This is a genomic window from Sulfurimonas sp. (genome assembly GCF_027056685.1).
Lineage (GTDB): Bacteria > Campylobacterota > Campylobacteria > Campylobacterales > Sulfurimonadaceae > Sulfurimonas.
This window is the reverse complement of sequence record NZ_JALUKE010000036.1, coordinates 1-1,577: the sequence shown is the minus strand read 5'-3', so window position 1 is coordinate 1,577 and position 1,577 is coordinate 1. Positions and strand designations below refer to the sequence as shown.

Below are 1,577 nucleotides of genomic sequence, written 5' to 3'. Positions count from 1 at the left end.
ATTGAGCGTTATGTTATCTCTAAAGAAGAGGCTCGTGAGAAGTTTAAAGATGACCATCTTAAACAAGCAGTTTTAAATATGATACCTGATGAAGATGTAAGCATCTATAGACAAGGGGAGTTTGAAGACCTTTGTCGTGGACCACATCTTCCTAGTATTGGGCTAATCCGTTACTTTAAATTGACGAAGATTTCTGGAGCTTATTTAGGTGGAGATTCTAAAAACGAAATGCTTACTCGTATATATGGTATTGCATTTGCAGATAAGGCATCGCTTAAAGCCTATATGGATATGATGGCAGAGGCTGAAAAACGAGACCATCGTAAACTTGGAAATGAGATGAAACTCTTTACTTTCCGTGAAGAAGTTGGTGCTGGTTTTCCTATTTGGCTTCCTGCAGGTGGAAGATTGCGTGCTCGTTTAGAATCACTTCTTTTTAAAGCACACCGTAAACGAGGCTATGAACCAGTTCGTGGACCTGAAATGTTGCGTTCAGATTTATGGAAAACTTCAGGGCATTACCAAAATTATGGTGAAAATATGTACTTTACGCATATTGATGAGCTTGAGTTTGGTGTAAAACCTATGAACTGCGTTGGGCATATTAAAGTATATGAAGATGAACTCCATTCTTATAGAGATTTACCAATTAAGTATTTTGAGTATGGTGTCGTGCATCGTCATGAGCTTACAGGTGCATTACATGGACTTTTCCGTGTGCGTGAGTTTACACAAGATGATGCCCATATTTTTTGTCGTGCTGATCAGATTGAAGAGCAAATTATTGAAGTGGTTGATTTTGTAGATAAAATTATGTCAACTTTTGAGTTTGATTACAAAATGATGATTTCAACGCGTCCAGATAAGGCTGTTGGAAGTGATGAAGTGTGGGAAATTTCTACACAAGCTCTGAAAAATGCTATGGATACAAATAAACTTGCATATGAGATAGATGAGGGTGGTGGTGCATTTTACGGACCAAAAATTGACATTAAAATTACAGATGCAATTGGTCGTGAGTGGCAGTGTGGAACAATTCAGTTAGATTTTAATCTTCCTGAGAGATTTAAGCTTGAGTACAATGGGGAAGAGAACGATAAAATCCAACCTGTTATGATTCATCGTGCTATTTTAGGCTCTTTTGAGCGTTTTATTGGGATTTTGACTGAGCATTATGCAGGCGAATTTCCTATGTTTATTGCTCCTACACAAGTTGCAATTGTTCCTGTAGCTGAGTCACATAAAGAATACGCTAAGGAATTATCAGATAAACTTATTGACATTAATGCTGATAGTGAGATTTATGCGAAGAACGATTCTTTAAATAAGAGAATCAGAACTGCAGAAAAAACTCGAGTGCCGATGATAATTGTCGTTGGTGATGAAGAGATAGCAAATAAAACTGTAGCGGTTCGTGATAGACGCACTAGAGAGCAGTATAACTTAAGCCAAGAGGAATTCTTGAAGCTTATACAAACTAAAATAAATGAGGTAAATTTTTGAGTAAAAACAAAGACCGCGTTATCATGAATGATAACATCCGTGTTCCTGAAGTAAGATGTAATGTAGATGGTGGA

1 protein-coding gene is annotated in these 1,577 nt (G+C 37.1%); it reads left to right on the top strand.

Annotated elements, in window-relative coordinates:
* The coding region (gene thrS / locus MVY38_RS01395; RefSeq protein WP_297482660.1) for a threonine--tRNA ligase at positions 1–1,503 on the top strand (1,503 nt) is incomplete at its 5' end.
* Between the last annotated feature and the right edge of the window lie 74 nt (positions 1,504–1,577).